At 72.0% G+C, this 22,961-nt stretch carries 22 protein-coding genes; 10 read left to right on the top strand and 12 right to left on the bottom strand.

The window, feature by feature from the left end:
- The first annotated feature begins 12 nt into the window (after nucleotides 1–12).
- The 3 genes from yidC (at nucleotide 13) to U3649_RS02940 (ending at nucleotide 4,433) form a co-directional block, all read left to right on the top strand.
- Nucleotides 13–1,737 (top strand): membrane protein insertase YidC, encoded by a 1,725-nt coding sequence (yidC, locus tag U3649_RS02950; RefSeq protein ID WP_407353403.1) that lies wholly within the window; start codon nucleotides 13–15, stop codon nucleotides 1,735–1,737.
- A gap of 233 nt (nucleotides 1,738–1,970) precedes the next feature.
- Complete coding sequence (mnmE, locus tag U3649_RS02945) at nucleotides 1,971–3,311, top strand: tRNA uridine-5-carboxymethylaminomethyl(34) synthesis GTPase MnmE (RefSeq protein WP_407353402.1); 1,341 nt, start codon at nucleotides 1,971–1,973, stop codon at nucleotides 3,309–3,311.
- Nucleotides 3,312–3,434: 123 nt separating this feature from the next.
- On the top strand, nucleotides 3,435–4,433 hold the full coding sequence (locus tag U3649_RS02940; protein ID WP_407353401.1) for an energy transducer TonB: 999 nt from the start codon (nucleotides 3,435–3,437) through the stop codon (nucleotides 4,431–4,433).
- 97 nt (nucleotides 4,434–4,530) lie between these two features.
- Here the strand turns inward: U3649_RS02940 and U3649_RS02935 are convergent, their stop codons facing one another.
- The 7 genes from U3649_RS02935 to U3649_RS02905 all read right to left on the bottom strand — a co-directional run bounded on the left by U3649_RS02935 (nucleotide 4,531) and on the right by U3649_RS02905 (nucleotide 10,851).
- Nucleotides 4,531–5,700, bottom strand: coding sequence for an ABC transporter permease (locus U3649_RS02935; protein WP_407353400.1), 1,170 nt, complete (start codon nucleotides 5,698–5,700; stop codon nucleotides 4,531–4,533).
- The gene (locus tag U3649_RS02930; protein ID WP_407353399.1) at nucleotides 5,697–6,443 is read right to left on the bottom strand and encodes an ATP-binding cassette domain-containing protein; all 747 of its coding nucleotides are present in this window, start codon (nucleotides 6,441–6,443) and stop codon (nucleotides 5,697–5,699) included. The genes U3649_RS02935 and U3649_RS02930 overlap by 4 nt, the downstream gene beginning before the upstream one ends.
- A 112-nt stretch (nucleotides 6,444–6,555) precedes the next feature.
- Complete coding sequence (locus U3649_RS02925; protein ID WP_407353398.1) at nucleotides 6,556–8,067, bottom strand: alpha/beta fold hydrolase; 1,512 nt, start codon at nucleotides 8,065–8,067, stop codon at nucleotides 6,556–6,558.
- Nucleotides 8,064–8,264, bottom strand: a complete 201-nt coding sequence (locus tag U3649_RS02920) for a helix-turn-helix transcriptional regulator (protein WP_407353397.1) — start codon at nucleotides 8,262–8,264, stop codon at nucleotides 8,064–8,066. The genes U3649_RS02925 and U3649_RS02920 overlap by 4 nt, the downstream gene beginning before the upstream one ends.
- The gene (locus U3649_RS02915) at nucleotides 8,261–8,686 is read right to left on the bottom strand and encodes a hypothetical protein (RefSeq protein WP_407353396.1); all 426 of its coding nucleotides are present in this window, start codon (nucleotides 8,684–8,686) and stop codon (nucleotides 8,261–8,263) included. Before U3649_RS02915 ends, U3649_RS02920 begins: the two co-directional genes overlap by 4 nt.
- Before the next feature lie 33 nt (nucleotides 8,687–8,719).
- A complete protein-coding gene (locus U3649_RS02910) occupies nucleotides 8,720–9,916 on the bottom strand; it encodes a hypothetical protein (RefSeq protein WP_407353395.1) in 1,197 nt (398 codons plus the stop codon).
- A gap of 170 nt (nucleotides 9,917–10,086) precedes the next feature.
- Nucleotides 10,087–10,851, bottom strand: a complete 765-nt coding sequence (locus U3649_RS02905) for a ferredoxin--NADP reductase (RefSeq protein ID WP_407353394.1) — start codon at nucleotides 10,849–10,851, stop codon at nucleotides 10,087–10,089.
- Between the two features lie 198 nt (nucleotides 10,852–11,049).
- Here U3649_RS02905 and U3649_RS02900 point away from each other — a divergent pair, with 198 nt between their 5' ends.
- The 3 genes from U3649_RS02900 to U3649_RS02890 are packed head-to-tail and all read left to right on the top strand — an operon-like array spanning nucleotide 11,050 to nucleotide 13,365.
- Nucleotides 11,050–12,027 (top strand): ABC transporter ATP-binding protein, encoded by a 978-nt coding sequence (locus tag U3649_RS02900; RefSeq protein ID WP_407353393.1) that lies wholly within the window; start codon nucleotides 11,050–11,052, stop codon nucleotides 12,025–12,027.
- Nucleotides 12,024–12,827, top strand: coding sequence for an ABC transporter permease (locus U3649_RS02895; protein ID WP_407353392.1), 804 nt, complete (start codon nucleotides 12,024–12,026; stop codon nucleotides 12,825–12,827). The genes U3649_RS02900 and U3649_RS02895 overlap by 4 nt, the downstream gene beginning before the upstream one ends.
- Nucleotides 12,828–12,873: 46 nt before the next feature.
- A complete protein-coding gene (locus U3649_RS02890) occupies nucleotides 12,874–13,365 on the top strand; it encodes a hypothetical protein (RefSeq protein WP_407353391.1) in 492 nt (163 codons plus the stop codon).
- Nucleotides 13,366–13,542: 177 nt separating this feature from the next.
- On the opposite strand, the gene U3649_RS02885 is transcribed toward U3649_RS02890, so the two are convergent.
- Complete coding sequence (locus U3649_RS02885; protein WP_407353390.1) at nucleotides 13,543–14,334, bottom strand: TatD family hydrolase; 792 nt, start codon at nucleotides 14,332–14,334, stop codon at nucleotides 13,543–13,545.
- A gap of 115 nt (nucleotides 14,335–14,449) precedes the next feature.
- On the opposite strand from U3649_RS02885, the gene hrpB reads away from it, so the two are divergent.
- Complete coding sequence (gene hrpB / locus U3649_RS02880; RefSeq protein ID WP_407353389.1) at nucleotides 14,450–17,185, top strand: ATP-dependent helicase HrpB; 2,736 nt, start codon at nucleotides 14,450–14,452, stop codon at nucleotides 17,183–17,185.
- A 107-nt stretch (nucleotides 17,186–17,292) separates the two neighbouring features.
- A complete protein-coding gene (locus tag U3649_RS02875) occupies nucleotides 17,293–17,691 on the top strand; it encodes a hypothetical protein (protein ID WP_407353388.1) in 399 nt (132 codons plus the stop codon).
- Between the two features lie 67 nt (nucleotides 17,692–17,758).
- On the opposite strand, the gene U3649_RS02870 is transcribed toward U3649_RS02875, so the two are convergent.
- Nucleotides 17,759–18,874 (bottom strand): response regulator, encoded by a 1,116-nt coding sequence (locus U3649_RS02870; protein WP_407353387.1) that lies wholly within the window; start codon nucleotides 18,872–18,874, stop codon nucleotides 17,759–17,761.
- A gap of 113 nt (nucleotides 18,875–18,987) precedes the next feature.
- The gene (locus U3649_RS02865; RefSeq protein WP_407353386.1) at nucleotides 18,988–19,533 is read right to left on the bottom strand and encodes a pseudouridine synthase; all 546 of its coding nucleotides are present in this window, start codon (nucleotides 19,531–19,533) and stop codon (nucleotides 18,988–18,990) included.
- A 192-nt stretch (nucleotides 19,534–19,725) separates the two neighbouring features.
- Between U3649_RS02865 and U3649_RS02860 the strand changes: the two genes are divergently transcribed.
- Nucleotides 19,726–20,535, top strand: coding sequence for a V4R domain-containing protein (locus U3649_RS02860; protein WP_407353385.1), 810 nt, complete (start codon nucleotides 19,726–19,728; stop codon nucleotides 20,533–20,535).
- Between the two features lie 91 nt (nucleotides 20,536–20,626).
- Entirely contained in the window at nucleotides 20,627–21,373 is a 747-nt protein-coding gene (locus tag U3649_RS02855; RefSeq protein ID WP_407353384.1) for an MHYT domain-containing protein, read from the top strand.
- Between the two features lie 172 nt (nucleotides 21,374–21,545).
- Here the strand turns inward: U3649_RS02855 and U3649_RS02850 are convergent, their stop codons facing one another.
- A complete protein-coding gene (locus U3649_RS02850; RefSeq protein WP_407353383.1) occupies nucleotides 21,546–21,956 on the bottom strand; it encodes a PPC domain-containing protein in 411 nt (136 codons plus the stop codon).
- 100 nt (nucleotides 21,957–22,056) lie between these two features.
- Nucleotides 22,057–22,935: a class I SAM-dependent methyltransferase gene (locus U3649_RS02845; RefSeq protein ID WP_407353382.1), complete on the bottom strand. Its 879-nt coding sequence runs from the start codon at nucleotides 22,933–22,935 to the stop codon at nucleotides 22,057–22,059.
- Nucleotides 22,936–22,961: the final 26 nt, after the last annotated feature.

Genomic DNA, 22,961 nt, shown 5'->3' with positions numbered 1-22,961 from the left:
CCTGCCTGCCTGATGAACCAGACCCGTACCTTCCTGATCCTCGCCTGGCTGATGGTGGCGACGCTGCTGTGGATGGAGTGGAACCGGGACAAGGACGCGGCGCCGGACGCGGCCGCCGCCGCCGGCCAGGCCGACGCGCGCGGCGCGGCCGTGCCCGGCAGCGACGCCGCGAGCGGTGCGGGCACGGCGGCGGTGCCGACGGCGCCCAACCTGCCGGCCGCCCCCGACGCGGCGAGCGCGGCGATGCCGGGAATGCAGGCGCCGGCGCCGGCGCAAGCCGGCGAGCAGGCGGTCACCGTCACCACCGACGTGCTGCGGCTCACGCTCAGCCGCGGCAACGTGGTCGACGCCGCGCTGCTGGGCTATCCGCAGACCCGCGACGAGGACAGCCCGCCGGTCAAGCTGTTCGATACCGATCCGGCGCGCTACTACGCCGCCCAGAGCGGCTGGGTCAGCCAGGCCAATCCGGCCCCGGACCACGAGAGCGGGTTCGCGCCGGAGCGCGCCGAGCGCGCCTACCGCCTGACCGAGGGCGGCGACGCGGTCAGCGTGCCGTTCGTCTGGCGTGGCGCCGACGGCGTGACCATTCGCCGTACCGTCACCGTGCGCCGCGGCTCCTACGCGGTCGACGTGCAGGACACGGTGATCAACGAAGGCGCAGAGCCGTGGCAGGGCTTCGTCTACCGGCAGCTGATGCGGGTGCCGCCGCAGATCAACCGCGGCATGACCAATCCGGAGTCCTTCAGCTTCAGCGGCGCCACCTGGTACAGCGGCGACGAAGGCTACGGCCGCCGGACCTTCGGCGACTTCGCCGACGACGGCCCGCTCAACCTGCAGGCGCGCGAAAGCTGGATCGCGATCCTGCAGCACCACTTCTTCACCGCGTGGATTCCCGAGCCCGGCGCCGCGACCACGATCTCGCTGCACGTCGACGGGCCGCGGCACCTGATCCGCGAGGTCGGGCCGGGCCTCAACGTCGCCCCGGGCCAGCAGGCATCGACCGAGGCGCGGCTGTGGGTCGGCCCCAAGCTGGTGCAGCAGATCCAGGCGCAGGACGTGCGCGGCCTCGACCGTGCGGTCGACTACTCGCGCTTCTCGCTGTTCGCCTTCCTCGGCGAGTGGCTGTTCTGGCTGCTCGACAAGCTGCACGATCTGTTCAAGAACTGGGGCTGGTCGATCGTCGGGCTGGTGCTGCTGGTGAAGCTGGCGATGTATCCGCTGTCGGCGGCGCAGTACAAGTCGATGGCGCGCATGCGCAAGTTCCAGCCGCGCATCGCTCAACTCAAGGAACGCTACGGCGACGATCGCCAGAAGTTCCAGATGGCGATGATGGAGCTGTACAAGAAGGAGAAGATCAACCCGGTCGGCGGTTGCCTGCCGATCCTGCTGCAGATGCCGATCTTCTTCGCCCTGTACTGGGTGCTGCTCGAATCGGTGGAACTGCGGCACGCGCCGTGGATGCTGTGGATCCAGGACCTGACCGCGCGCGACCCGTACTTCATCCTGCCGGTGATCAACATCGCGGTGATGTGGGCGACGCAGAAGCTCAGCCCGATGACCGGCATGGACCCGATGCAGCAGCGGATGATGCAGCTGATGCCGGTGGTGTTCGGCGCGGTGATGATCTTCTTCCCGGCCGGCCTGGTGCTGTACTGGGTGACCAACGGCGCGCTCGGCCTGGCCCAGCAGTGGTGGTTCATCCGCAAGTACAGCGAGCCGACCGCCAAGCCGGCCTGAGAGCCGGGGATCTGGAGTCGGTAGGGCACGCGGGCCTGCCGTCGAGGGCCGGGTGGGCGGCATCTGCCTCGGTGCGGAAGCGAATCTTCCTTCGTGAGCCGTTGTGGGAGCGACGGAAGTCGCGACCCTGCCGCGCCGCCAGTCGCGACTTCCGTCGCTCCCACAAGGGAGGGCTCCACGCCGTACCGTATCCTGCCTTGCGATTCCCGATTCCCGATTCCCGATTCCCCGCCGTGACTGCCGACACCATCGTTGCCATCGCCACCGCGGCAGGCGCCGGCGGCATCGGCGTGGTGCGGCTGTCGGGTCCGGAGGCGCGCCGCATCGCCGAGACGCTCTGCGCGCGGCCGCTGCGTCCGCGCCATGCGCATTACGTGCGTTTCCGCGACGCCGACGGCACGGTGCTCGACGACGGCATCGCGCTGTGGTTCCGCGGGCCGGCCAGCTACACCGGCGAGGACGTGGCGGAACTGCAGGCGCACGGCAGTCCGGCGATCCTGCGCCAGCTGGTCGCGCGCTGCTGCGCGCTGGGCGCGCGGCCGGCGCGCGCCGGCGAGTTCAGCGAGCGCGCCTTCCTCAACGGGCGTCTCGACCTGGCCCAGGCCGAGGCCGTGGCCGATCTGATCGCCGCCGGCGACGCCCGCGCCGCGCGCGCCGCCCGGCGCGCGCTGGAGGGCGAGTTCTCGCGGCGCGTGGAGGCGCTTGCCGCGGCGCTGCTGGCGCTGCGGGTGCAGGCGGAGGCGAGCATCGACTTCGCCGACGAGCCGCTCGACACGCTCGGCGGCGAACAGCTGCGCCTGCGCCTGGACCAGGCGCGCGCCGCCCTGGACGCGCTGCTGCTGGCCGCCGAGCGCGGCCGCAGGCTACGCGACGGCCTGCATGCGGTCATCGTCGGCCCGCCCAACGCCGGCAAGAGCTCGCTGCTGAACGCCCTGGCCGGCAGCGACCGCGCCATCGTCACCGAGACCGCCGGCACCACCCGCGACCTGCTGCGTGAGACGGTGCGCATCGGCGGCGTGGAACTGACCCTGGTCGATACCGCCGGCCTGCGCGCCGGCGGCGACGCGATCGAGCGCGAGGGCATGCGCCGCGCCGAGGCGGAACTCGGACAGGCGGACCTGGCCATCGTGGTGCTGGACGCGCGCGACCCCGAGGCCGGCCGCGCCGCCGTCGCGGCGGCGATCGCGGCGGTGCCGCAGCGCCTGTGGCTGCACAACAAGGTCGACCTGCTCGATGCCGCGACGGCCGACGCGGCCGGCACGGACGAGATCCGGGTCTCGGTGCGCACCGGCCATGGACTGGAGCGGCTGGTGGCGCGGCTGGAAGCGCTCGCGCAGGGGCCGGAGGCAGGCGCGGAGGCCGGGACGTTCAGCGCCCGCGCGCGACACGTGGAGGCGCTGCAGCGCGCCGGCCGGGAACTCGCGGCGGCGCGCGCCGCGCTGCGCGACGACGCCCTGGAACTGGCGGCCGAGGCGCTGCGGGCCGGCCACGATGCGCTCGGCGAGATCACCGGCCGGATCGCGCCGGACGATCTACTGGGTCACATTTTCTCGACGTTCTGCATCGGCAAGTAGGCGCGGGAACCCGTTCATGGCGGCGCGGGTGTTGACAAATGCCCCCCGCTGCCGCGTCCTAGGCATACGTGCGGCATCGCACATCAGGGGGAGTTCTCGATGTTTTCGACAGACAACGGGCGCATGCGCCCGCTTTGGTACCGAATCGCCGTCGGCGCAGGAGTCGCCTGCGCGCTGGCCGCCTGTTCGCAGCAGCCGGCCGCGCCCGACGCGGAGCCGGACGCCGCCACCCAGGCCCCGGCCGAACCGGCGGACGCGCCCGCGGCCGCCGACCAGACCGCGACCATGAGCACCGAGGAGCTGCGTGCCTCGGCCGCCAAGGCCTACCAGGAGAGCCGGCTGTACGCGCCGGCCGGCGACAACGCCATGGAGTACTACCTCGGCCTGCGCGAGAAGCAGCCCGGCGACGCCGGCGTCTCCAGCGCGCTGACCGATCTGTTGCCAATGACGGTGATCGCCACCGAACAGAGCCGCGACCGCGAGGACTTCGAGGAGGCCCGGCGCCTGCTGGCGCTGATCGAACGCGCCGACAAGCAGCATCCGGCGCTGCAGCGCCTGGGCAACAGCATCGATGCCGCCGAGCAAGCGGCCGCCCAGCGCGCCGAGCAGCAGCAGCTGACCGCGGAGCAGGAAGCCGAGCGCCGGCAGCAGCTCGAGCAGGAGCGCGAGCGGCAGCAGCAACTGCAGCAGGAGCAGGCGGCCAAGGAACTGGCCGCGCAGCAGGAGGCCGAGCGCCAGGCGGAGGAGGAGGAACAGGCCGCGGCTGCGGAAGCCGCCGCGCAACGCGCCGCGCAGCAACGCGCGGCCGAACAGCGCGCCGCGGAGGAGCGTGCCGCGCAAGCCGCCGCGGCGTCGACGCCGACGGCCGCCGACCTGCGCGCGATCAGTACGCCGGCGCCACGCTATCCGCCCGAGGCATTGCGCAGCGGCCAGGGCGGCGAGGTGCTGGTGGAGTTCACCGTGGGCGCCGACGGTTCGGTCACCAATGCCCGCGTGGTGCGCGCCAATCCGCCGCGCCTGTTCGACCGCGAAGCGGTCGCCGCGGTGCGACGCTGGCGCTTCGAGCCGGTGGCGGCGCCGGTGACGACGCGACGCACGATCGCGTTCACGCCCGGCGGTTGAGCCTCCGCCGCCGGCGCACGGACGACGCCCGGCATTGCCGGGCGTCGTCGCATCCGGCGCGCGGATCGCACCGGGCCGCGCGCCCGCCGAGCGCGCGTCAGGCCGAGATCGCCAGCTTCTCCCGGTGATAGAGCCGCGCGGCGAGCAGCCACAGCAGCAGTCCCAGGCCGAAGCCGGCGCCCAGGTAGGCCGCCCATTCCGGCGCCGCGATGGCCTCGCTGCGGACCAGCTTGAGGATCATCTGGTTCTGCGCCAGGAACGGCACGGTGAACTGCCACAGCTGGTTCTTCACCGGATTCACCATCAGCACCACGGTCGGGATGATCGGCAGGAACATCAGCACGCTCATGTAGCTCTGTGCCTCCTTCACCGACTTCACGCTGGCGGCGATCAGGGTCAGCAGGGTGGTGCCGATCAGCACCATCGGCAGCAGCACCAGCAGCAGCAGCGCCATCGCCGGCAGGGTCACGTCGACCAGCCGCATCGGCCCGGGCGCCAGCGAGAAGCTGAACTTGAACGCCAGCAGCGTCAGCAGCAGGCTGAGCATGCCGAACAGGCACGCGGCCAGGATCTTGCCGCTCATGATCGCCGAGCGCGCGGCCGGCGTGGCGAGCAGCGGCTCGAGCGACTGCCGCTCGCGCTCGCCGGCGGTGACGTCGATCACCAGATGGGCGCCGCCGAGGAAGCTCAGCAGGATCAGCACGTACGGCAGGAACGCCAGCAGCATGCCCCGCCGGGCTTCGGGCGTGGCGACGTCGCGCTGGGTCACCTGCACCGCGAGGCCGGCTTCGGGGCTGATGCCGCGGCTGATGCCACGCAGCGCGCCGACCAGCCGGCTGTACTCGGCCAGCGCGCCGCGAACCCGTTCGACCGGAATCCGCGAGTCCTGCCGCGAACTGTCGTACACCAGCTCGATGCGTGCGCTGCGGCTGTCGCGCCACTGCTCGCCGAATTCCGGATCGATCTTCAGCACCAGGTCGGCGTCCTGCTCGCGCACCATCGCGTCGGCGTCTTCGGGCGGCGCCTTGGCGGTGATGTTGCGGCCCTCGAGGAAGCGCATCAGGTTGGGCGCGTGCTCGGCGCCGAGCACCGGGATCTCCAGCGCCGACTCGAGCTGGGTGCGCATCTTCTTCTCGGCGATCGCGCCGATGCCGAGGATCAGCGCCGGCAGGATCAACGGTCCGAGCAGCAGCCCCAGCAGCACCGTGCGGCGGTCGCGGAACAGGTCGACGAGCTCCTTCCTGGCGACGGTCAGGATCGTGCTCATGCGGCGTCCTCCCGGTCGAGATCGGCCAGCCGGACGAACACGTCCTCCAGGTCATCGAGCCCGGTGGACGCGCGCAGCTCGTCCGGGGTGCCGATGGCGCGCACCTCGCCGTGCGCGATCACCACGATGCGATCGCACAGCGCCGCGACCTCCTGCATGATGTGGCTGGAGAAGATCACGCAACGGCCTTCGTCGCGGAGCCGGCGCAGGAAGCCGCGCAGGCCGCGCGTGGTCATCACGTCGAGGCCGTTGGTGGGCTCGTCGAGGATGACGTTGCGCGGGTCGTGCACCAGCGCGCGCGCGATCGCGGTCTTGGTGCGCTGGCCCTGCGAGAAGCCCTCGGTGCGCCGGTCCAGGAACTCCTCCATGACCAGGGTCTCGGCCAGCTGCGCGATGCGGGCGGCGATGGTGCCGGCATCCAGGCCGTGCAGCGCGCCGAAATAGGCGATGTTCTCGCGCGCGGTCAGGCGCTTGTAGACGCCGCGCGCATCGGGCAGTACCCCCAGCCGCTGCCGCACCGCCGTGGCCTCGCGGTGGGCGTCGAGGCCGTCGACGCGGACCTCGCCCTGGTCGGGCGTCATCAGCGTGTACAGCATGCGCAGGGTGGTGGTCTTGCCGGCGCCGTTGGGGCCGAGCAGGCCGGTGATCTCGCCGTCGCGGGCCTCGAAGCCGACGCCGCGCACCGCATGCACGGGACCGCTCTTGGCCTTGAAGGACTTGTGCAGGTTCTCGATCCGGATCATGGGGTGTGTCCGTGATTGGTAATTGGTGGTTGGTGATTCGAAAGAGCGGATCCGGATCTGCAGCGCTTGTCGCCTTTGCCAATCACGAATCACGAACGACGAATCACGGCACCTACGGCTCCCAGCCGTAGGTGCCGGCGAACGGCGGTTGCGGTTGCAGGCGTTGCAGGCATTCGGCGTCGAGCGCGGCGGCGTCGGTGTTCTCGACGAACTGCGCGAACAGCTTCGGCATGCAGCCGGTGCCGAGCACGTTGTGGCCCTGTCCGGGCAGCACCAGGTGGCGGGCGTTGGACAGGTGCGCGATCGCCTCGTCGCCGTAGCGCGGCGGCGTGACCGGATCGAACTCGCCGCTGATCGCCAGCACCGGCAGGTCGCCCCGCAGCGGCTCGCGGAAGTGCTCGGCGCGCCGGCCGCGCGGCCACACCGCGCATTGCGCGTCGGTCAACTCGATCAGCGCGGTGCCGAGCACGGTGTCGCGGTCGGCGTCCTCGGCGCGCAGCTCGTCGGCGTCCTCGCTGCACAGCACCGACAGCTGCATGCCGTGGTAGATGGCGTCGGAGACGCTGGCGGTCAGCAGCCGCGACTGCGCCAGCAGGCTTTCGTAGCGTTCCTGCGCCGCCTCGTGCAGCAGCAGCGGCAAGGTGGCGGCGATCTGCGGCTGGTAGGCGTACATGCGCAGCAGCCCGGCGAGATGGCCGTAGCGCGGCGTTTCCTCGCGCCACTCGCCGCTGACCGGGTCGCGGTAGCGCACCGGTGCGATGCCGCCGGCGTCCAGCCGCTCGCGCACCGCCACCAGCCGGTCGGCGGGGTCGCCGAGGTTGCGCAGGCAGGCGCCGTCGTCGCGGCAGGCGGCGAACTGCGCCTGCAGCGCGTCCTCGAGGTTGCGCGCATGCTCCTGGCCCAGCACCAGGGTGTTGGGCACCACCGAGTCGAGCACCAGGCTGCGGGTGTGTTGCGGATAGGCCGCGGCGTATTGCTGCGCAACGCGGGTGCCGTAGGAAATGCCGACCAGGTTGATCCGCTCGACGCCGAGCGTCTCGCGCACCAGGTCGAGGTCGCGGACGTGGTCGCCGGTGGTGTAGTGGCGCAGGTCGGCGGTCTTCGACAGCGCGTCGCGGCAGCGTTCGGCGAACGCGCGCATGGCCTCGGGCGATTCGTCGTCGGGGTCGTAGATGGCCTTTTCGCCTTCGTCGTCGCGGCAGGCGAGCGGGTGCGAGCCGCCGGTGCCGCGGGCGTCGACCAGCACCACGTGGCGGGTGCGGCGCACGTCCGCGAACGCGGCGTGCACCTGCGGATAGCTCTCGATCGCCGATTGCCCGGGCCCGCCGGCGATCATGTAGACCGGGTCCTCCACGGCCAGGCCCTTCGCCGGGACCAGCGCGACCGCCAGTTCGATCGCGCGGCCCTGCGGCGCGTCGTGGTCCTCGGGCACCTGCAGCGTCGCGCACTGCGCCTCGACCGCCGCGCCGGCGGTGGCGCTCAGCGCGCAGGGGGTGAACGCGAGCCCGCCGTAGTGCAGCGTGCCCTGCGCATCGGTGCGCGGACCGCCGTGCTGTTCGCCGCCGCAGGCCGCCAGCAGCAGCGTGGCCGCCAGCAGCGGCGCGAAAACTGGCCGGGATGTCATGGAGCCTCCTCCGGGATGAAGATGGATTCGATCGTCCCGCCGAACGTCCGCGCGATGCGGAACGCCAGCGGCAGGCTGGGATCGTACTTGCCGGTCTCGATGGCGTTGACCGTCTGCCGCGATACACCCAGACGCTCGCCGAGCTGCGACTGTGACCAGCCGCGCGACTCGCGCAGCTCGCGGACGCGGCTCCTCACCGGTAGCGCCGCGCGGCCGCGGACTTGCAGGCACCGTAGAGCAGCACGTAGACCGGCAGGATCCAGACCAGCACCACGGTGCCGTCGACGTCCAGCACGTTCGCCCTGGCGAGCAGGCCCAGCGCGAACGCGCCCAGGCACAGCAGCAGCGCGGCCAGGCCCATGCCCTCCAGCTCGATCCGCCGCTGCAGTTCGTCGCAGCGGCGCACGTAACGCAGCATGGCGCGGGCGGCGAACCCGATCGGCAGCAGCGGCAGCAGCGCCAGGACCGCCCGCGGCACCGGCGTGTCGAGGTGGCGCAGCGCGAACGTCACCGCCACCAGGACTAGAGCGTAGGCGCCCATGGCCGGAAGGAATTCACGTGTCAGGTGCCGGCTGGCAGCGGTCCGCATCGGCAGGTCCTCGTCAGGCTTGCTCGACACACACGATCCGCGACCTTCGCCGTCATGTCAAGCTTACTTGACAGGACCCGTCGTCTGCAATCGTGCCGCCAATGCGTCCAGGTGCTCACCCAGGACCACCAGGCTGGCCGCGTCCTGGACCCGGTCCAGGCGCGCCCGTGCCGTTTCCAGGCGGCGGCGCGCGCTCGCGGCATCGCCGGACAGGACGGCGTGCTCGGCGTCCAGCCAGGCCCGGTACGGCGTCAGGTCCAGCAGCCCGCCCTCGCACAGCGGTCGCCAGGCGGCGACCAGAGCGTCGTCGCGCAACATCACGGCGGCGTACCCGGCCAGGGAGACGGCGATGTTCGGGCGCAGGACTTCCGGAGCCTCCCAGAACCGGGCCCGGAGCACCTCGGCGCAGTCGCGCGCGGCCGAAGCGTCGCGCTGGTCGCAGGCGCGCGACAAGCGCAGCAGCCGGCCGACGATGGCCAACGTCGGCGTGGGCGAGTCGTCGACGACCGCCGGCATCAGGGCCTCGGGCCAGTCGCGCGGGCGGACCCCGGCCATGCTCAACGCCATGAGCCGGTTGACCTGTTGCTGCAGGGCGGCATCGGCCGTCGCGCGCAGCAGGTCGAGCAGCCCGCGACCGTCCGAACGCCAGCCCTTCGACCGGAACGGCACCAGGTTCACCACGCCGATCAGCAGCGCCGAGTATGCAGCGCCCTGGGCCGCCGCCGCCCATGCCGAGCCCGCCAGCAGCGCCGCCGCGGCCAGGCCGAGCGCAGCGGTCATCAGGTTGGCCAGCGGGCCGCCGACGAGGAAGACCGCCTGGTCCGCGCGCCCGAAGCCCCGTTCCTCGCCCGGCAGCAGTGCCGCGAAACCGCTGATTCCGCGGACGCCGCCGCCGCGCCGGAAGCGCCAGCCGCCGGCGCCGCGTTCGATCCGGAACGGGCCGACGCCGAAGGCGAGCGCTCGCATGCCGCGCGCGAGTCCGGCCGCCGCATGGCCGGCCTCGTGCAGCACGATGTTGGGCCAGGTGGCGAGTACGAAGCCGGCGAGCAGGGCCCAGCCGGGTGGCGGCAGCAGGTCGGCGTCCAGGCGCGCGCCGGCGTGCGCCGCGGCGAATCCCACGACCATGCCGGCACCGGCGAACGCGGCCATCGACAACAGCCAGCGCAGGAACCGGCGGGCCGGAGGGCGCGCCTGCGCGGCGGCAGGCGGCGCAGGCGGCAGCAGCGTCGCATCGCGGTGCGTACGGGTCGCGGTCGGCATGTCGATCATGGGTACGCTCGCTCGTGGCCTGGCATCGGTCGATGGTCGCGGGTTGCTACCGGATTACCTCCGATCGGCCCTGGGATGCAAGCCGTCTGCCGGGTCGGATCGCCGGCGAAGCGCCGTCTTGCGCATGGACGCGCGCGTCCACGGCGGCAGATCCGCCGAAGCTACTTGCTGCTGACGTATTTCTCGCGACGGATCTGCGGCACGGCCAACCCGCGCGCCTTCAGCGCCTCGAAACAGGCGTCGACCATGTTCGGATTGCCGCACAGGTAGGCGATGTCGCCGGCCGGGTCCGGCGCGAGTTCTTCGAGGAACTGCTGCACGTAGCCGTGGCGCACGTCGGCATGCGCATGCGCCGACCCGGGGGCGGGCAGCTCGCGCGAGAAGCACGGCAGGAAGCGGAAATTGCGGTGGCGTTCGGCGAAGGCGCGGAATTCGTCGCCGTACAGCAGTTCGGCGGGCGATCGCGCGCCGAACAGCAGCACCACCTCGACGCCGCGCTCGGCCATGGCCTTCTCCAGCAGCGGCAGCATCGCCCGGTACGGGGTGACGCCGGTGCCGGTGCCGATCAGCAGGTAGCGCCTGTTGGCGTCGCCCGGCATCAGGCAGAAGCGCCCGAACGGACCGCTGGCGTCGATGGTGCCGCCCGGCTCCAGGCCTTCGAACAGCGCGGTGGCCGCGCCGCCGGGCACGTAGCTCACCGCGATCTCCACCGATTCGCCGGGCCCGAGCGCGTGGTCGTGAATGGTCGCCAGCGAGTAACTGCGCCTGGTGGGCGTGCCGTCGGCGTAGCGGAAGTGCACCTGCACGAACTGGCCGGGCACGAAGTCCAGTGGCTGGCCGTCGCTGCGCACGAAGCCGAGGTGGGCGATGCCGGGCGCCAGCATGCGACGGTCGACGAGCTTGAGGGGAAAGTGCTGGATGGCCACGGGATACCGGAATCGGGCGGCGACGGCCGCGGAGAAGGTGCAGTGTGCGACAGGCGCCGTGCGTTGCGCATGCGCGCGTGCCGGGACGGCCGCGGTCGCCTTCCGGCCGCCGCGCAACGCTGCATCGCGCAGGCGTCGGCGCGCGACCGCCTATAATAACGGGATTCGCCGCGCGTCTCGCGGCACAGGTAATCGAGCATGGCCCAGAACCCAGCGGACGCGTCGCCGGCACTGTCGGTGCGCGACCTGCGCAAGACCTATGGCGGCGGCGTCCAGGCGCTCAAGGGCGTCTCGCTGGACGTGGCGCCGGGCGACTTCTACGCCCTGCTCGGCCCGAACGGCGCCGGCAAGAGCACCCTGATCGGCATCGTCTCGTCGCTGGTCAACAAGACCTCGGGCGAGGTGTCGGTGTTCGGCGTCGATCTCGCGCGGCGCCGCGACGCGGCCATGCGCCTGATCGGCCTGGTGCCGCAGGAGATCAACTTCAACCTGTTCGAGAAGCCCTACGACATCCTGGTCAACTACGCCGGGTTCTACGGCATCGCGCGTCGCGAGGCCATGGCCCGTGCCGAGCAGGAACTGCGTGCCGCGCAGCTGTGGGACAAGGCCCAGGTGATGAGCCGCACGCTCTCGGGCGGGATGAAGAGAAGGCTGATGATCGCGCGGGCGATGATGACGCGGCCGCGGCTGCTGATCCTCGACGAGCCGACCGCAGGCGTCGACATCGAGATCCGCCGCGGCATGTGGCGCACCCTGCGCGAGATCAACGCCGCCGGCACCACCATCATCCTCACCACGCACTACCTCGAGGAAGCCGAGAGCCTGTGCCGCAACCTGGCGATCATCGACCACGGCCGCATCGTCGAGCAGGGGCCGATGCGGGCATTGCTGGCCAAGCTCGACGTCGAGGGCTTCCTGCTCGACGTCGAGGGTGCGCTGCCCGCGGCGCTGCCGGTGATTCCCGGGGTCGAGGTGCAGGCGCCGGACGACCACACGCTCGACGTCGAGATGCCGCGCACGATGGACCTCAACCGCCTGTTCGGTTCGCTCGACGCCGCCGGCATCCGCGTGCGCTCGATGCGGACCAAGTCCAACCGGCTGGAGGAGTTGTTCGTGCGCATGACCGGCACGCCCGAAGCCGCGGCGGTCGCCGCGGCAAAGCGGGACCCCGCATGAGCGCCGCGCACCACGACCATGCCGAGGTGCGGATGCGCGACAACTGGATCGCGCTCGGCACCATCGTGCGCCGCGAGATCATGCGCATCCTGCGCATCTGGGGCCAGACGCTGGTGCCGCCGGCGATCACCATGACCCTGTACTTCCTCATCTTCGGCGGCCTGATCGGCTCGCGCATCGGCCAGATGGGCGGCTTCAGCTACATGGAGTTCATCGTCCCCGGGCTGGTGATGATGAGCGTGATCCAGAACAGCTACGGCAACATCTCCTCCAGCTTCTTCGGCGCCAAGTTCGGCCGCCACGTCGAGGAGCTGCTGGTCAGCCCGATGCCGAGCTGGGTGATCCTGGGCGGCTACGTCGCCGGCGCGGTCGCGCGCGGGCTGGCGGTGGGCGCGATCGTGCTGTGCATCGCCATGCTGTTCACCACCGTGCGCATCCCGCATCCGCTGGTCACCTTCAGCACGGTGCTGCTGGGCGCGACCATCTTCGCCCTGGCGGGTTTCGTCAACGCCGTGTACGCCAAGAAATTCGACGACGTCGCGATCGTGCCGATCTTCATCCTCACGCCGCTGACCTACCTGGGCGGCGTGTTCTATTCGGTCAGCCTGCTGCCGGGCTGGGCCGAGGCCGCCACCCACGCCAACCCGATCTTCTACATGGTCAACGCGTTCCGCTACGGCCTGCTGGGGCAGTCGGACGTGCCGCTGTGGATCGCCTACGCGCTGATGCTGTTCTTCGTCGTCGCGCTGGCGACGGTGGGACTGTGGCTGCTCAAGCGCGGCGTGGGCTTGCGCAGTTGACGTCAGGAAAGACGCACCTCATTTCGATCGCACTCAAGGAGAAACCATGTCCCGTCGCCCGATTCCGACCATGTGCCGCCTGTCCGCCGTCGTCTCGCTCGCCGTCGCCATCGCCTTGGCCGCATGCGCCGCGGAGGCGCCGGAGGCGGCCGCGACGCCGGCACCGGTCGCGGCGGATCCCACGGCTCCTGTCGACCCGACGGAAGCGGCCGCGCCGGAAACCGAGGCGAGCCCGCAAGGACAGGCGATGGAAACATGGGTCGTCGCCGCGCAGGCGGGTGGCGCCCTGCATGCGCTCGCCGAGGCCTGCGACGACTATTCCGCCGGCGAACTCCAAAGGATGAAGGCGGAGCAAGAGCAAGCCGTCGTGGCCGCGGGCGGCGATCCGGACCGGTTCGAGACCGTGTTCGCGTCGTCGTACGGCCAGGCCAAGCAGAAGATCGCATCCGTGACGAAGGCGGAGCTGGCCAAGGAATGCGCGGCGGCGCAGCAGATGAAAGCGATGGCAGAGCAGATGGGGCAGCAGAACCAGCCATAAGCGGCCGTGACCGCCGGCGCCGGCTTTCACGGGGGCGAGCAGGCGCTGTCGATCGGCTACGGTAGGCGCATCCGGCTCTTCGGGCCACCTTCTCCCGAAGGGAGAGGGTGCGGCAGGCTCTTCGGGCTACCTCGCTGCACGCCTTAACCCAAGGCGGAAGGGAGCGCCTGGCCGTCTTCAGGCGGGCAGGCGGAAGAACGTCCGTGCGGTGGCGGCGGTGGCGGCGGCGGTGACGGCGGCATCCTCGCCGCGGTCGCGCGCCAGTTCCTCGACGATGTGCGGCAGGAACGCGGGCTCGTTGCGGCGGTCCTTCGGCATCGGCCTGAGCGTGCGCGGCAGCAGGTAGGGGGCGTCGGTTTCCACCATCAGCCGGTGCGCGGGGATGTTCGGCGCCAGTTCGCGCAGGTGTGCGCCGCGGCGCTCGTCGCACAGCCAGCCGGTGATGCCGATGTGCCAGTCGCGGTCCAGGTAGTCGAACAGCTCGGCGCGGGTGCCGGTGAAGCAGTGCACCACCGTCGGTCCGACGCGGCCGTCGAACTCGCGCATGATCGCCATGAAGTCGTCGTGCGCGTCGCGCTGGTGCAGGAACAGCGGCTTGCCGTTGTCGGCGGCGATCTGCAGCTGGCGCTCGAACGCCCTGCGCTGCGCCGGGCGCGGCGAGAAGTCGCGGAAGTAGTCCAGCCCGCACTCGCCGACCGCGACCACTTCCGGGTGCGCGTGCAGCGCGCGCAGTTCGGCGTCGCATTCGTCGGTGTACTCGGTGGCGTGGTGCGGATGTACGCCGGCGGTGGCGGACAGGAAGCCGGGATGCGCCTGCGCAAGCGCCAAAGCCTTCGGCGAATGCTCGCGGCTGGCGCCGGTGACGACGATCCGCGCCACGCCGGCATCGCGCGCGCGCTGCAGCACCGCGTCGCGATCGCGGTCGAAGCTGTCGTGGGTGAGGTTGGCGCCGATGTCGATCAGGGGCATGCGGGGGAATCGAGAATCGAGAATCGGGAATTGTAAGAGCGAAGCGACGCTCCGCTCCCGGGAGCGGAGCCGCCGCCATCGTCCGAACGCAGCGACAAGCCTTATCCTTGCGCCGATGCCGGCGTCCGATTTCCCCATCGCTCCCCTGTTGCCGGAGATCCTGCGCAGCCTGCAGTCGCACCCGCGCCTGGTGCTGGAGGCGCCGCCCGGCGCCGGCAAGACCACCCGGGTGCCGCTGGCGCTGCTCGCTGCCGACTGGCTGCGGGGCCGGCGCATCGTGATGCTGGAGCCGCGCCGGGTCGCCGCGCGCGCGGCCGCCGGCTACATGGCGCAGCAGCTGGGCGAGGCGGTGGGCGAGACCGTCGGCTACCGGATCCGCTTCGATCGCCGCGTCTCCGCGCGCACCCGGATCGAGGTGGTCACCGAGGGCATCCTCACGCGGATGCTGCAGGACGATCCGCTGCTCGACGGCGTCGGCGCGCTGCTGTTCGACGAATTCCACGAGCGCCACCTGGCCGGCGACCTCGGCCTGGCGCTGGCGCTCGACGTGCAGGCGGGCGTGCGCGAGGACCTGCGGATCGTGGCGATGTCGGCGACGCTCGACGGCGAACGGCTCGCCCGTTTCCTCGATGCGCCGCGCCTGTCCAGCGCCGGGCGCAGTTTCCCGGTCGAGGTGTCGCATTTTCCCGCGCGCCGCGGGGAAGCCTCCGAACATCAGATCCGCCGCGTCGTCGAGCACGCGCTGCGCGAACACCCAGGCGACGTGCTGGTATTCCTGCCCGGACGTCGCGAGATCGACCGGCTCGCGGCGATGCTGGAAGCCAGCCTGCCCGGGCGGTCGAGCGACACGCCAGCCGTAGGGGGCGAGGCTCGGGGGGCATCGCGACAAGCCGGCCATGGATGGCCGGCGCCCGAGTCAGGGCAGGGTGAGCGCGGACTGCTTGCGCGGCATGCCGCGCGTCCGCGCGAACGCCCGGCGCGCTGCGCCGGGCCGGACCGCGAAGCGGCCCTGACCGAGGGAAAAGCGATGCCCCCCGAGCCTCGTCCCCGGAGCCAGCCGAAGCCCTGCACCACACCCATACCGGCAGCGATCGAGATCCTCGCCCTCCACGGCGATCTTCCCGTGGAACAGCAGGCCCGCGTACTGCGGCCGTCGCCGGACGGCCGTCGCCGCGTGGTGCTCGCCACCAACGTCGCCGAATCCAGCGTCACCCTGCCCGGGGTGCGCGTGGTGATCGACTCGGGCCTGGCGCGCGAGCCGCGCCACGATCCCAACAGCGGCTTCTCGCGGCTGGACGTGGTGACGATCGCGCAGGCCTCCGCCGACCAGCGTGCCGGCCGCGCCGGCCGCGTCGCCGCCGGCTGGGCCTACCGGCTGTGGCCGCAGTCGCAGCGGCTGGAGCCGCAGCGGCGGCCGGAGATCGCCCAGGTCGAGCTGGCATCGCTGGCACTGGAGCTCGCCGCCTGGGGCAGCGATGCCCTGCGGTTCCCCGACCCGCCGCCGCCGGGCGCGCTGGCCGCCGGCCGCGACCTGCTGCATGCGCTCGGCGCACTCGAGGCCGGCCACCGCATCAGCGCGGCCGGCCGCCGCATGCTCGCGCTCGGCACCCACCCACGGCTGGCGGCGATGCTGCTGGCGCCGTCCGGCGATGGCGCGCGCGCGCTGGCCTGCGACCTGGTCGCGCTGCTGGAAGCGCGCGATCCCCTGCGCGGCCATTCCGACGCGCTGGCCGCGCGTTGGCAGGCGTTGGCCGCCTTCCGCGGCGGACGGGTTCCGGCCGACGTCCATCGCGGCGCGCTGGCGGCGATCGACGCCGCGGCCGCGCAGTGGCGCCGTCGCCTGCGCGTCGCCGCGCCGCCGCCCGCGTCGGTACCGGCGCACGCGCTCGGCGACCTGCTCGCGCACGCCTTTCCCGATCGCATCGCGCGCCAGCATCCGCAGGACCCGTATCGCTACCAGCTCGCCAACGGCCGCATGGCACGGCTGCTCGACGACAGCGCGCTGTACGGCGAGCCGTGGCTGGTCGCCAGCGAACTGCGCTTCGAGGCCCGCGACGCCTTGCTGCTGCGCGCCGCGCCGGTCGACGAGGCCGCCCTGCGCGCCGCGTTCGCGTCGCGCTTTCGCGAAGGCGAGGAGACCCGCTGGGATCCGGCACGGCGCGCGCTGGTGGCCGAACGCGTGCGCCGCTTCGACGGCATCGTGCTCGACAGCCGGCCCGGCGCCCGCGTCGATCCGCAACAGGCCGCGCGCGCGCTGACCGACGCCGTGCGCCAGCTCGGCCTCGACGCGCTGCCGTGGAGCGACGGCCTGCGGCAATGGCGCGAGCGCGTGCGCTGCCTGCGCGAATGGGTGCCCGAACTCGGCCTGCCGGACCTGTCCGACGAGGCGCTGCTGGCGACGCTCGACGACTGGCTGCTGCCCGCCTTCGCCGGCAAGACGCGCCTGGATGCGCTGGACGCGCCGGCACTCGGCGAGGCGCTGCGCGCCGGCGTCGACTGGGACCTGCGCCGGCGCATCGACACCCTGGCGCCGGAGCGGATCGCCGTGCCCTCGGGCATGCAGCGGCGCATCGACTACGCGCACGGCGCCGCGCCGGTGCTGGCGGTGAAGCTGCAGGAGCTGTTCGGCCTGGCCGACACCCCGCGCATCGCCGTCGGCCGCGTGCCGCTGACGCTGCACCTGCTGTCGCCGGCCGGCCGGCCGCTGCAGGTCACCCAGGACCTGCGCAGCTTCTGGGAGCGGACCTGGCCGGAGGTGCGCGGGGAGATGAAGGGGCGCTACCCCAAGCATCCCTGGCCGGAGGATCCCTGGAACGCCGTGCCGACCCATCGCGCCCGGCCGCGGGCGTGACCGACCGCCGCAGCGGTGCGGCGGTCCCCCGGGCGAGCGATCACGTCGCCGCTACGGCGGCGCGTCGATACTTGCCGCAAGTGCGACCACCGCCACGAGGATTCCCGATGAGCAAGCTCGATACCCTGCAGGGCAGGGCCCTGGAACTGGCCGGACAGGTCGGCGACGGCGTCCGCCATGTCATTCCCGCGGGCGCCGGCAAGTGGCTGCAGACCGGTGCCGTGCTGGGGGTGGCGCGGACCGGCGCCAAGACCGCGGGCCACGTGGTGCGGCGCAATCCGACACTGGCCGTGGCGGCGGCGATCGCCGTCGGCGCGGGACTGGCGCTCTACGCGATCCGGCGCAGGCAGCGGAAGGCGAATGGCCGGGCGGGGGGCGCGACGATCGAAGGCCGGTCCAAGCGCGTCGAGGCCGACCGCACCACGAAGCGCCCGGCCCGCAAGGCCGCGTCGCGGCGCGCGCCGGGCGCGCGCAAGGGGGCCGAGGGAGCCGAAACCGGCGCTTGACCGCGCCGAAGCCGAGACCGTGGGCGCCTGGTTCGCGCGGGCGCCCGCGCGCCGGCCGGCACCGGGTTCACTGCGCCGACGACTTCGCGCGCGCGGCCGGCAGCTCGACGACGAAACGCGCGCCGCCGCCTTCGCGGTCCTCGTACCAGAGCTGGCCGCCGGCCTCGCCGATGATCTGCCGCGCCAGCGACAGGCCGAGGCCGCTGGACATGTCGCCGGCCGACGCCGGGCTCTCGTGCAGGCGCACGAAGGGCTGGAACAACTGGCGCTGCTTGTCCGCGGGGATTCCCGGCCCGCGATCCTCGACCAGCAGCCGCAGGTATCCGGGTCCGCCGTGGCGGCAGGCGATCTCGAGATCACTCTGCGGCGCGTACTTCATGGCATTGGTGACCAGGTTCTCCGCGACCTGCCGCAGCACCAGCGCATCGACCGCCACCTGCATGTCCGGCTGCGCGAGCGAGACCTTCAGGTGGCGCTCGCGCGCCTCGTACTGCAGGCCGTAGCGGTTCTCCAGCCAGCGCACGACCTCGGGCAGCGAGGCGACGCCCTCCTGCGGCGCGACCTGTCGCACCGCACGCTGGGTCTCCAGATAGCGCTTGATGTAGCCGAGCGCATCGTTGGCGCTCTCGTGGATGGTCTGCAGATAGCGGGCCACGCGATCCTCGCGGACGCTGCCGCTTCGCAGCATGTCGATCGCGAAGAGCACGCTGCTGAGCGGGTTCTTCAGGTCGTGGGCGACCAGGTTGACCAGCTCCTGGCGCTCGCGCGCCACCTGTTCCAGGTGGTCGCGGGTGAGCTTGAGGCCGACGTGCGCCGCGACCCGTGCCAGCAGCTCCTCGGGCAGGAACGGCTTGGTGACGTAGTCGACCGCGCCGGCGTCGAAGGCGCGCAGCAGCTGCTCGCGGTCGCGCGCGGCGGTCAGGCACACCACCGGCAGCCGCATCAGCGGTTCGCGCTGCTTGATCTCGGCGAGGACCGCGAAGCCGTCCATCCCCGGCATCAGCACGTCCAACAGGATCAGGTCGGGCAGCTGCTCGGAGGCGATCCGCAGCGCTTCCTCGCCATGGCTGGCGTCGAGGACTTCATAGCCGTTTCGCGCGAGCAGGGCCCCCACGACCCGCAGGTTCGCCGGCTGGTCGTCCACGACGAGGATGCGCCCCGCAGTGGAGCTGCCTTTGACCATGTTGCATTGTTCTGAATGGGCGTCGGGGCAAGTTAGCAGAAACGCAAATGCAATCGCCTATCCGGCGAATACGCAAGTGCCATCGGCGGCCGGCCAAGCTGAAGAGTTCAGCGTCACGGCGCAGCGGCGATCTCGCGCCATTGCCCGGGCGCCAGATCGCCCAGGCGCCAGGGCCCGATGGCGATCCGCACCAGGCGCAGGGTCGGCAGCCCGACCGCCGCGGTCATGCGCCGGACCTGGCGGTTGCGGCCCTCGCGCAGCACCAGTTCCAGCCAGGCGTCGGGCACGGTCTTGCGACGGCGCACCGGCGGGTCGCGCGGCCACAGCGTCGGCGCCGGAATCGTCCGCACGCCGGCAGGGCGCGTGCGCCCGTCGCGGAGCTCGACGCCGTCGCGCAAGGCCGCGAGTTGTCGCGCATCCGGCACGCCCTCCACCTGCGCCCAGTAGGTCTTGGGAAGCTTGTGCCGCGGGTCGGTGATCCGGTGCGCCAGCGTCCCGTCGTCGCTCAACAGCAGCAGGCCCTCGCTGTCGCGGTCCAGGCGTCCGGCGGGATAGACGCCGGGCGGCAGGCCGAAGGCGGCCAGCGTGGGCCGCGGCGGCGTACTGCGGTCGGTGAACTGGCACAGCACGCCCCAGGGTTTGTTCAACGCGATCAGCATGGGTCCGGGTGCAGAGGCGAGGTCGGACCGCGGTGCGCCGCACCGCCGAACCGGGTTCACCATTGTGAGTGAGCTCCCGTTTTTTGTCCGCCGATTTTGATATTCATGGCGTGGCTGCAGGCAGGAGAGGGGAAACCACCTTCCGGGCGGTCGTCAGGATGCGTCGAGCATCGGGGGGGAAAGAGAAGAATGGTGACCATCGAGCTGAAGGTCGTCTCGGAACAACGGGATGGCCTGCTGCTGGCGTTGGGCGAGGTGTTGCTCGCCAATCAGTTCAAGCTGCTGCGGCATCGCCGCGCCAACACCGACCGCAACGTGGTGATGGTGCTGGTCGTGCAGGGGCCCGAATCGCGCCTGCTGGCGCTGGAGGAACAACTCGGCACGCACTGGATGGTGCGTAGCTTCGAGGCGGCGCCGTACGAGCCCGGGGTGTCGACCTCGCCGCAGACGCTGGCCGAAGTCGTCGCGTCGATCGACCCCGCCCATGCCGATGTCCCGCCGCCACGGCCCGCGCCCGCGGCGCCGGCCGCCGCGCCGCCGGCGCCGGCCGCGCCCGATCCGGCGCGCGTGGAAGTGCTGCTGCCGCAGCTGGCGCGCGACTATCCGCGCGTGTTCGGGCTGGTGCTCGGGTTCGAGCGCAGCCTGGAGCCGGCGCAGCGCGCCACGACGATGCGCTACGTCGGCACCCGCGTCGGCGCCTGGGTCTACAAGCGCGACTTCGCGCTGGGCGCCGCGCTCGACCTGTCGCGTTCGATCAAGCACATCGCGCTGCCGGCGATGCGCCAGCTGCTGCCCACCGAACCCGACGGCGATGCGCTGATGACCAACGGCAGCCCGTTCTGCGTGGGCAGCGGCCACTCCGCCGCCGCGCAGTGCCACTTCCTGTGCGGATTCCTGGAAGGGCTGCTCAACGAATCGGGAAAGCTGCCGCGCGTGCGCGTGTCCGAGACGGCGTGCCGCGCCGGCGGTGCCGCCGGGTGCCGCTTCGTGTTCGACGCCTGAGGCGCGACCGCCGGGCGCCGCCTTCCCGGCGCCTCGATCGCACAGGTTCCAAGCGCCCGCCCCGGCGGGCCATCCACCCAGGAGAAAGTCCATGCCACACGACCATGCCATCCAATGCCTTCACGACCCCCTGCTGGTCGTGCTGTCCTACCTGGTCTCCGTACTGGGCGCGTTCACCGCGCTGCAGGTCGCCATCGGCATCCCCGCGGCACGCACCGATGCGCAGCGCCGGGCCGCGATCGTCGGCGGCGGCGTGGCGATGGGTGGCGGCGCGATCTGGGCGATGCACTTCATCGCGATGCTGGCGTGCCGCATGGATGTCCCGGTCACCTACGATCCGGGCCTGACGCTGCTCTCGGCACTGATGGCGATCGGCGCCTGCATGCTGGGACTGGCGATCGCCGGCACCGGGCTCTTCAGCTGGGGCAAGCTCGCGGTGGCGGGCACCTGCATGGGACTGGGCGTCGCCGCCATGCACTACACCGGCATGGCCGCGATGCGCATGCCGGCGACGGCGCAGTACGACATGGGCGTGGTCCTGCTTTCGGTCGCGATCGCCATCGTCGCCTCCGCCGCCGCGTTGTGGCTGGCCTTCAACCTGCGCGGCTGGGTGCAGATGCTCGGCAGCGCGCTGGTGATGGGCGTGGCGGTGTGCGGCATGCACTACACGGGCATGTACGCGGTCAGCTTCGTCGCCACCGGCGAGGCGGCCGTGGCCGGCGGACTGGGCGGCGCCTATCTCGGCATGGGCGTGTTCATGGTGGCCACGCTGCTGCTCTCGGCGATGCTGGTCATCATCCTGCTGCGCCGGCAGCGGCGGGCGGCAGTCACCATCTGAGGGCGGCCCACCGCCCGCGACTGCCGGCGGCGCGCTTCCGGCTGCGCGAACGCGAGCGGGGAGGATGGAAACCGCGGGCGCTGCGGCCGCGCCGCCGGCGATCGCCCTTGCAGAAGGGGGGCCGCCGACCGAGGCGGCCCCTCCGTGCCGTCGCCGCGGCCCGGTGCCCTGCTCAGTCGTCGCCGACCGCGAGCGCGCGCAGGCTGTAACGGCCGGTGTGGCCTTCGCCCATCGGCAGCGAATTCAGGCGCACGGTGTAGGTGCCGGTGACGGGCGCCGACACCACCAGCAGCGAGTCGGTGCCGCCGCCTTCCTGGTCGTCGTTCTCGGAGATGCGGTCGCCGTCCGGGCCGAACAGGATCAGCACCGTGTCGAAGTCCTCCGACTTGGCGTTGATCGCCACCAGCTGGCCGGCGTCGAGGTCGAGCGCGTAGTCGCGGCTGCGGCCGCCGCTGTCGCTGGAACGGTCGCCGGCCTGCAGCGCTCCCTCGACGGTTTGCCCGGGCGTGAGCTTGTCGGCGGCGACTGCCGGGGTGGCGGCCAGCGCCGTCAGCAGCGCGAGCGGTAACAACGGAATACGCATACGGACCCCCTGTAGAGCGACGCGATTGTCGCGGCGCGCAGCGTACACCGGACGCGGCCGGAAAACCGCATCGGCCGCCGTCCGGCAGGCGCGTGCCGCGTCAGTCCGGCTTGACGAAGCGCAGCGTCATGCGGTCGCTCTCGCCGATCGCGCGGTACTTGCCGGCGTCGGCCTCGTCGTGGTTGTTGGACGGCGGCAAGGTCCAGACGCCGTTCGGATGGTCGCGGGTGTCTTCGGGGTTGGCGTTGACCTCGCTGCTGTCGACCAGGCGGAACCCGGCGCCCTCGGCCAGTGCGATGACGGTCTGTTCGGCGACGTAGCCGGACTCGTCGTCGGCCGGCAGTTCCTGCGCGGCGCGGTGCTCGACCACGCCGAGCACGCCGCCCGGCTTGAGCACGCGGAAGAAGCCCTCGAACATCGCCTCGGCGGTGCCGTTGCCGAGCCAGTTGTGGACGTTGCGGAAGGTCAGGACCGCGTCGGCCGAGGCATCCTCGCCGAAGCGCGGCGCGGCGGGATCGAACTCGACCATCGTCGCGCGGCCGTAGACGTCGGCGGGCTCGCCGCCGAGCCGTTCGCGCAGGCCGTCGCGGGCGCGGGCGTAGTAGTCGCGGCTGCGTTCCTCGTCCTGGCTGTCGGGCGCGACCACCGCGGCCACGTAGGTGCCGTTCTCCCGCAGGTAGGGCGCCAGGATCTCGGTGTACCAGCCGCCGCCGGGGGTGATCTCGACCACGGTCATGTCCGGGGTGATGCCGAAGAAGGTCAGCGTCTCCTTGGGATGCCGGTACTGGTCGCGGGCGACGAACTCGGGCGTGCGCCAGTCGCCGGCCAGCACCGTATCGAGCGTGGACGCGGCGTCCACGGCGGCATCGGGCGCGGGCACCGGCGTCTCGTTGTCGGCCGCGGGCGGCGGCGCGTCGTTTTCGGCGGCGCAGGCGGCGAGCAGTGCGGGCAGCAGGGCGGCAAGCAGGACGCGCTTCATGGCATCTCTCTTCGTGAACGGGGACC

Origin of the sequence: Luteimonas sp. R10, assembly GCF_045689605.1 — a bacterium.
Lineage (GTDB): Bacteria > Pseudomonadota > Gammaproteobacteria > Xanthomonadales > Xanthomonadaceae > Luteimonas.
The sequence above is the reverse complement of the archived record's forward strand: the minus strand, read 5'-3'. Positions and strand labels throughout refer to the sequence as shown.

What these genes read in the sequence shown, in the direction of transcription:
- yidC (WP_407353403.1), top strand. Translation starts at nt 13, where the DNA reads ATGAACCAGACCCGTACCTTCCTGATCCTCGCCTGGCTGATGGTGGCG.
- U3649_RS02940 (WP_407353401.1), top strand. Translation starts at nt 3,435, where the DNA reads ATGCGCCCGCTTTGGTACCGAATCGCCGTCGGCGCAGGAGTCGCCTGC.
- U3649_RS02935 (WP_407353400.1), bottom strand. Translation starts at nt 5,700, where the DNA reads ATGAGCACGATCCTGACCGTCGCCAGGAAGGAGCTCGTCGACCTGTTC.
- U3649_RS02930 (WP_407353399.1), bottom strand. Translation starts at nt 6,443, where the DNA reads ATGATCCGGATCGAGAACCTGCACAAGTCCTTCAAGGCCAAGAGCGGT.
- U3649_RS02925 (WP_407353398.1), bottom strand. Translation starts at nt 8,067, where the DNA reads ATGACATCCCGGCCAGTTTTCGCGCCGCTGCTGGCGGCCACGCTGCTG.
- U3649_RS02910 (WP_407353395.1), bottom strand. Translation starts at nt 9,916, where the DNA reads ATGCCGACCGCGACCCGTACGCACCGCGATGCGACGCTGCTGCCGCCT.
- U3649_RS02900 (WP_407353393.1), top strand. Translation starts at nt 11,050, where the DNA reads ATGGCCCAGAACCCAGCGGACGCGTCGCCGGCACTGTCGGTGCGCGAC.
- U3649_RS02895 (WP_407353392.1), top strand. Translation starts at nt 12,024, where the DNA reads ATGAGCGCCGCGCACCACGACCATGCCGAGGTGCGGATGCGCGACAAC.
- U3649_RS02890 (WP_407353391.1), top strand. Translation starts at nt 12,874, where the DNA reads ATGTCCCGTCGCCCGATTCCGACCATGTGCCGCCTGTCCGCCGTCGTC.
- U3649_RS02885 (WP_407353390.1), bottom strand. Translation starts at nt 14,334, where the DNA reads ATGCCCCTGATCGACATCGGCGCCAACCTCACCCACGACAGCTTCGAC.
- hrpB (WP_407353389.1), top strand. Translation starts at nt 14,450, where the DNA reads ATGCCGGCGTCCGATTTCCCCATCGCTCCCCTGTTGCCGGAGATCCTG.
- U3649_RS02875 (WP_407353388.1), top strand. Translation starts at nt 17,293, where the DNA reads ATGAGCAAGCTCGATACCCTGCAGGGCAGGGCCCTGGAACTGGCCGGA.
- U3649_RS02870 (WP_407353387.1), bottom strand. Translation starts at nt 18,874, where the DNA reads ATGGTCAAAGGCAGCTCCACTGCGGGGCGCATCCTCGTCGTGGACGAC.
- U3649_RS02865 (WP_407353386.1), bottom strand. Translation starts at nt 19,533, where the DNA reads ATGCTGATCGCGTTGAACAAACCCTGGGGCGTGCTGTGCCAGTTCACC.
- U3649_RS02855 (WP_407353384.1), top strand. Translation starts at nt 20,627, where the DNA reads ATGCCACACGACCATGCCATCCAATGCCTTCACGACCCCCTGCTGGTC.
- U3649_RS02850 (WP_407353383.1), bottom strand. Translation starts at nt 21,956, where the DNA reads ATGCGTATTCCGTTGTTACCGCTCGCGCTGCTGACGGCGCTGGCCGCC.
- U3649_RS02845 (WP_407353382.1), bottom strand. Translation starts at nt 22,935, where the DNA reads ATGAAGCGCGTCCTGCTTGCCGCCCTGCTGCCCGCACTGCTCGCCGCC.